This is a genomic window from Bradyrhizobium sp. LeoB3, from assembly GCF_055456055.1.
In genome coordinates this window covers 186,729-193,137 of record NZ_JBVBEF010000004.1, presented here as the reverse complement: position 1 = coordinate 193,137, position 6,409 = coordinate 186,729, and the positions used below count along the sequence as shown (strand labels likewise).

Below are 6,409 nucleotides of genomic sequence, written 5' to 3'. Positions count from 1 at the left end.
TGCCAGCATTCACCTCTGAAGAATGCGCGAACTATCTCGAAAATTCAGGTTATCGAACCTAATGCCATCACGCTTTAGCGGGGAGAGGTCGAAATTCAAGCGCAGCCCGAATTTCGGGTGAGGGGGGCCTCCGCGAATCCATTCGCCAACCGCGTTCGCGGAGAGAGCCCCTCACCCCGACCCTCTCCCCGTAAGAACGGGGAGAGGGGGAAGTGCGTCGCGCATGCGCGGCGCGTCTGGCGGAGCGATGCCGAGCATGGTGCGGCGGTCGGCGACGGCGTGGTGAAGCTGGTCGAGCGCGAGCCCGATCGCGGAAAGGTCGCCTTCCTCGATGGCGCCGTCGTCGTAGCAGTCGAGCGCCTCGCGCAGCACGCCATCGGCCTCGCTCTGCATCTTCTCGAGCGCGTCCGGCGTCTCTGCCTGCCGTGCCTTGGTGATCAATGCCAGCAGGCTGTCTCGATGATCGAGATAGCGGTCGCGCTCGTTGCGGCGCCAGGCATGCCGCAGCCAGGCGCCGACCGATCCGAGGCCCGACAGGCCCAGGATCGCGAACCAGATGTAGTCGCTGTATTTGTCCAGGAAGGTGCGCTCGGTGCCGTCGATATAGGCGGCTGCACCCGGATGTGCCGGCAGTGCTGCGTCCTTGTCGGTGTCGGGCTTCTCGATGTTCGCGGCCGCCGGCACGTCGCGCGCGAGCTGCTGGCGCACGTTGAAGAGCTGGCGCACGAAAGCGCCGATCGAGGTGTCCGAGAACGAGTGCAGCGCGATGATGAGATGATCGACGCTGACGGTCTCGACCTTGTCGTCGGGCCAGGCCGGCGAGGATGAAAAGATGCTGCCCGCGATCTCCGCCGATTCATAGAGCGGATGCTTCGCGGCGATTGCCTCGGAAACGTCGATCGGCAGGAATTTCGGCGCGCCCCGTGCGGCGGCCGTCGCGGCGATCGCGCCCGCGGTGATCTTGCTGTCGAGCGGGCCGACCGCCATGTAGGCATCGAGCGTCATATCGCGCGCCATTTCGGCGGTCTGGTTGACGGCGAATTGCGTCACCGCGACCTTGTCGGGATTGACGCCGGACTCCTTCAGGATCACGCGCAGCAGCGTGACATTGGCGTCCGTCTGTCCGATCACGCCGAGGCGATGGCCGTCGAGATCGTCGAGGCTCTTGATCTTTGGCGTCGGCGGTCGCCTCGATCCCTTCGCGCGCAGGCCGGAAGGCGCCCACAGCACCACGACATTCTTGCGCAGGATCGCGACTGCATCGGCGTTGGCGGGCAGGTTGAGGTCGGCGCGCGCCACCGCCATGTCCACCTTCGATCTGGTCAACGCCGCAATGCTTTCTGCGGCGTTCTCGGTCACGACCGTCGACAGGCGCACCGGGCTCTGATCGCGGGCGAAGGTCTGCGCCAGCGCCTGGATCAGCTTCTGGTCGTCGCTGCCGGGAGGGGCGACCGCGATCGTCAGCGTCGCGGGCCGCAGAAAATAATACAGCGTGCTGGCGGCAACGCCGAACAGGAAGAGGCCGGCCGCGAGGATCAGCAGCGAATAGTTTTTTCGCTTCCGCCGCGGGCGCTTTGGAGCCAGATCTTCGCTTGTCTCTGACATCGTTCTGTCATGTTGGCCGAAAAAGCGTGAGCTGCCCGAAAAACCTTCCTTACATATCGATGACGTCATACGCCTGAAATATCAATGTCAGAACTTCTGCCCCGAAGAATCATTAACACTTCGGGTTTTCGAGATGCGGATATTAGTTGCAACCGACGCTTGGCATCCGCAGGTCAATGGCGTGGTGCGCACGCTGACGTCGCTGCAGCGTAGCGCGGCAGGCCTCGGCGCCGAGATCACTTTCCTGACACCGGAAGGGTTTCCGTCCCTGGGCGTGCCGACCTATCCGGGGCTGCGCATGGCGCTGCCGAACCGGCGCGAAATAGCGCGGCGGATCGAGGCGGCGGAACCCGAGGCAATCCATATCGCGACCGAAGGCCCGATCGGCTGGGCGGTGCGTGGCTATTGCCTGCGCCACAAGCTTGCTTTCACGACCTCCTACACGACGCGCTTTCCGGAATATGTGTCGGTCCGTACGGGGCTTCCGGCCAGCGTCGGCTACTGGATACTGCGCCGCTTCCATGCCGCTGGTGCCATGACGATGGTGGCGACAGTCTCGCTCCGCCAGGAACTGGCCGAACGCGGTTTTCGCAAGCTGGGCTTCTGGACGCGCGGCGTCGATACCGAATTGTTCAATCCCGATCATCCGGCCGAGCTCGATCTGCCGCGGCCGATCTTCATGGCCATGGGCCGCGTGGCGGTGGAGAAGAATCTCGAAGCGTTCCTGTCGCTGGATCTGCCGGGCACCAAGGTCGTGGTCGGCGACGGCCCGCAGAGAGCGGAACTCGCGCGCAAATATCCGAACGTCGTCTTCCTCGGCGAGAAGACCGGGCAGGACCTCACCTCGCATCTCGCCGCGGCTGACGTGTTCGTGTTCCCGAGTCTCACCGACACCTTCGGCGTGGTTCAGCTCGAAGCGCTGGCTTGCGGCACGCCGGTGGCGGCGTTTCCGGTCACCGGCCCGAAGGACGTGATCTCGGATCATCCGATCGGCGCGATCGATGACGATCTGCGCAGCGCGTGCCTGCGCGCGCTCACGATGTCGCGAGAGGCGTGCCGGAACTTCGCGCTGCAACGTTCCTGGGAGAACAGCGCGCGGCAATTCATCGGCAATCTCTCGGCGTTGCAGCCGAGCAGGGTGTTGCGTTCGACCCGGCGCGTCGCCGGCCGGAGTGCGGTGCAAGGTTAATTCAAGCATGATCCGGAAAAGCGGGAACCGGTTTTCCGAAGAGATCATGCTTAAACAAGAGGAGGGAGCGGGACGACGTTTCGCAGAAGAGTCACCCCCGCTCTCGAACTAGAAGGCGTATCTTCGATGGCAGACAACATCATCAAACTCGACGGAAGCAGCCAGTTGGATTTTGATCGCGAGACGGTCGAGCAGGCTTATGACCGCTGGGCTCCGGTCTACGATCTCGTGTTCGGCGGCGTGTTCAAGAAGGGCCGGGCCGCGGCGATCCAGGCGACCAACAAGATCGGCGGCCGTGTGCTCGAGGTCGGTGTCGGCACCGGCATCTCGCTGCCGCTTTACGCGCCGCATGTCCGCATCTTCGGCACCGACATTTCGGAAGCGATGCTGGACAAGGCGAAGAAGCGGGTTGCCGAACTCGGCCTGAAGAATATCGAGGGGCTCGCGGTGATGGACGCCGAGAAGCTCGAATTTCCCGACAACTCGTTCGACGTGGTGATGGCGCAATATGTCGTCACTGCCGTGCCGAATCCGGAAGCCGCGCTCGACGAATTCGCGCGCGTGCTGCGCCCGGGCGGTGAGCTCATCATCCTGACCCGCGTCAGCGCCGATGCCGGCGTGCGCCGCTTCATCGAGCAGAAACTGCAGCCGGTCGTGCGTCCGCTCGGCTTCCGCACCGCCGAGTTCGCCTGGTCGCGCTACACCAAGTGGCTTGCCGGCGCCAAGGGCGTGGAGCTGGCGGAGCGCCGCCTGATCCCGCCGCTCGGCCATTTCTCGCTGGTCCGCTTCCGCAAGGCTGAAGTGGCTAAGGCCGCTTAGGCCTGCCTGACCCTCATGGTGAGGAGGCGCCCTTTGGGCGCCGTCTCCCGACGAAGCTTCGCTTCGCCTGGAGAACCATGAGGCCCCGCTGGTGGCCTCATCCTTCGAGACGCGCGTTCCGCGCTCCTCAGGATGAGGGGGAGACAGTCTCCCATTGCGTCACCGCGTTGCTGCGTCGTGTCATATGTCATTATGATGATGTCACACGGCGTACATCGAATCTCTGTAAGCACGTCCCGAAATCCTCTTGGGGGAAAGAATGATCAAGAATTTTCTGCAGGAACTGCGTACCCAGCGCTGGGACGACCACCGCTATTATCATCACAGCCGGATCAATCAGAGCCTGCACTTCGTCAGCGCCCTGAGCTTCCTGTTTGCCTATGTGATGCTGTTCTTCGATCCGGCGATCTCGGCGCTGGTCGGCTGGCTGGTCTCGATGACCTCGCGCCAGGCCGGTCATTTCTTCTTCGAGCCGCGGGGCTACGACCACATCAACCAGGCGACCCATGAGCACAAGGAAGAGATCAAGGTCGGCTATAACCTGCAGCGCAAGGTCGTGCTGATGGCGATCTGGGCTCTGTCGCCGCTGGTGCTGTTCGCCGATCCGACCCTGTTCGGCCTGTTCGCGCCCTGGGAAACGGTGTTCGACTTCACCCGTCAGGTCGCCAAGATCTGGCTCGCGGTCGGCATCGGCGGTCTCCTCTTCCGCACCGTGCACCTGTTCTTCATCCGCGACATCGAGACCGGCCTGGTCTGGATGACCAAGATCATCACCGACCCCTTCCACGACCTGATGCTCTATCACAAGGCGCCGCTGGCGCTCCTGAAGGGCGAGCTGATCGATCCCGGCCTGCACCTCGCTGGCGAGCTGGAAGAGAAGCACGCCTGAGTGCCTACTGCCGATAACAAATTGACTTCGCTGTGTTCACTCGCGTCATGCCCGGGCCAGTTCCGGGCATGCTCGTCTCAGGCCCTGTCACTGGCACCGTCGTTCCGGGGCGCGCGCAGCGCGAACCCGGAATCCATCTGGCAGCAGGCGCGGATGGCGCAATGGATTCCGGGCTCGATGCTTTCGCATCGCCCCGGAATGACAAGCGAAGGGGGAGAGAAAGGCGCCTAGCGCCCGAACTTCCCGGCGACCATCTCGCGCAGGATCTGCCGCTTGATGTCCTTGTTGGTGACGCCGGGCTTCTGCCACCACCAGCCGTCGCGCTTCATCTTCTCGCCGGCGGCGACGAAGCGGTCGGCGATTTCGGTGAAATCGGCGTCGCTGGTGTTCAGGCCGAAGATCAGGCGCCCGGTGCCGACCCAGCTCAGCGCCAGCCCTTCGGCCCGCAGGTAGTACTGCAGCATCCAATTGTAGCGGGACGGCTCGGTGTAATGGACCATCCAGATCGACGAGAGATTGGAGACGCGGACCGGGAGCTCCGCTGCGGTCAGCCGGTCGTTGAGCTGCTTGGCGCGGCCGTTCCAGGTCTCGTCCAGCCCGTTATAGACCGAACGGAAATTCGGGCTGGCGAGTCGGCTCAGGAATTCATCCATCGCCGTCATCACGTAGGGGTGCGAATTGAAGGTGCCTCGGGCGAAGCAGACGTCGGCGGGCCTGTCGTCGCGGAAGCGCCGCATCAGATCCTTGCGGCCGCAGACCACGCCGACCGGCAGGCCGCCGGCGAGGCTCTTGCCATAGGTCACCATGTCGGCGCGGACGCCGAAATATTCCTGAGCGCCGCCGGCGGCGATACGGAAGCCGACAAATACTTCGTCGAAGATCAAGACGATGCCGCGCTCGGTGCAGACCTCGCGCAGCTTCTTCAGCCATTCGGTATAGGCGGCGCGGTCGTACCTGCCGCTGCGGGAACTGTCGACCAGGGCGGAATCGCCGGGCGCGTTGGAATTCGGATGCAGCGCCTGCAGCGGATTGACCAGGACGCAGGCGATGTCGCGCCGCGTGCGGAGCACATGCAGGGCCTTTTCCGACATGTCGGCGAGCGTATAGGTCTCGTGCGGCGAGACCGGGTTGCCGACGCCGGGCTGCACGTCGCCCCACCAGCCGTGATAGGCGCCGGCGAAGCGGACAAGATGCGTGCGGCGGGTGTGGTAGCGCGCCAACCGCACCGCCTGCATCACGGCTTCCGTTCCGGACATGTGGAACGAGACTTCGTCGAGGCCCGAGATCGCGCAGAGCCGTTTGACGTTGTCGAGGATAGCGGGGTGGTAGGGGCCGAGCACCGGCCCGAGCGCGTGGGCGCGCTTCTCACCCTCGGTGATGCACTCCTTGTAGAAGTCATTGCCGAAGATGTTGACGCCGTAGGAGCCGGTGAGATCGTAGAACACGTTGCCGTCGACATCGGTAACGGTGACGCCCGAGGACGATTGCATGAAGGAACTGGTGCTCAGATGCTCGCGCACCAGCCGGCTGAACTGGAACGGCACGCGGTAGCTCTCGGTGAACTGCAGGTCGGAGATGTGCTGCGCGGCCTCCGCCGTCATCTGCCGGCCCTTGGCATAGCGCTGGGCGTAGAGGCCGGCGAGGCGGAAGAAGCCGTCCTGCCGCTGCATCGCGATCTCGCGCGGCGCGCCATCGACCGCGAAGAATTTGTCGATGTCGAATTCGTAATGAGGCACCAGCCGCGCGACCATCTTGGACATCTTGGAATGTCCGGTCAGCGAGCGATGCTTGGCACGCGACAGCGCCAGGCGGGCCTGAATTTTGGGGAAAGCTGCAGCGGCGCCGGCAATCGCGGCGGCGGACAGCGAGAGAATCGGAAGGGATGTTTCCATGCCAGAAGCGCTAAC

The 6,409-nt window shown here is 63.9% G+C and carries 5 protein-coding genes; 3 read left to right on the top strand and 2 right to left on the bottom strand.

What is annotated here, in order from left to right; translation table 11 throughout:
• Positions 1-171: 171 nt before the first annotated feature.
• On the bottom strand, positions 172-1,605 hold the full coding sequence (locus ACZXDY_RS06410; RefSeq protein ID WP_464344895.1) for a TAXI family TRAP transporter solute-binding subunit: 1,434 nt from the start codon (positions 1,603-1,605) through the stop codon (positions 172-174).
• A 133-nt stretch (positions 1,606-1,738) separates the two neighbouring features.
• On the opposite strand from ACZXDY_RS06410, the gene ACZXDY_RS06405 reads away from it, so the two are divergent.
• From ACZXDY_RS06405 to ACZXDY_RS06395, 3 genes are all read left to right on the top strand, one after another.
• Positions 1,739-2,794 (top strand): glycosyltransferase family 4 protein, encoded by a 1,056-nt coding sequence (locus ACZXDY_RS06405; protein ID WP_464344894.1) that lies wholly within the window; start codon positions 1,739-1,741, stop codon positions 2,792-2,794.
• 126 nt (positions 2,795-2,920) lie between these two features.
• Entirely contained in the window at positions 2,921-3,613 is a 693-nt protein-coding gene (locus ACZXDY_RS06400; RefSeq protein ID WP_028168106.1) for a class I SAM-dependent methyltransferase, read from the top strand.
• Positions 3,614-3,872: 259 nt separating this feature from the next.
• A complete protein-coding gene (locus ACZXDY_RS06395; protein WP_028168105.1) occupies positions 3,873-4,502 on the top strand; it encodes a membrane protein in 630 nt (209 codons plus the stop codon).
• 227 nt (positions 4,503-4,729) lie between these two features.
• Here the strand turns inward: ACZXDY_RS06395 and ACZXDY_RS06390 are convergent, their stop codons facing one another.
• Entirely contained in the window at positions 4,730-6,394 is a 1,665-nt protein-coding gene (locus ACZXDY_RS06390; protein ID WP_464344893.1) for an aminotransferase class III-fold pyridoxal phosphate-dependent enzyme, read from the bottom strand.
• Positions 6,395-6,409: the final 15 nt, after the last annotated feature.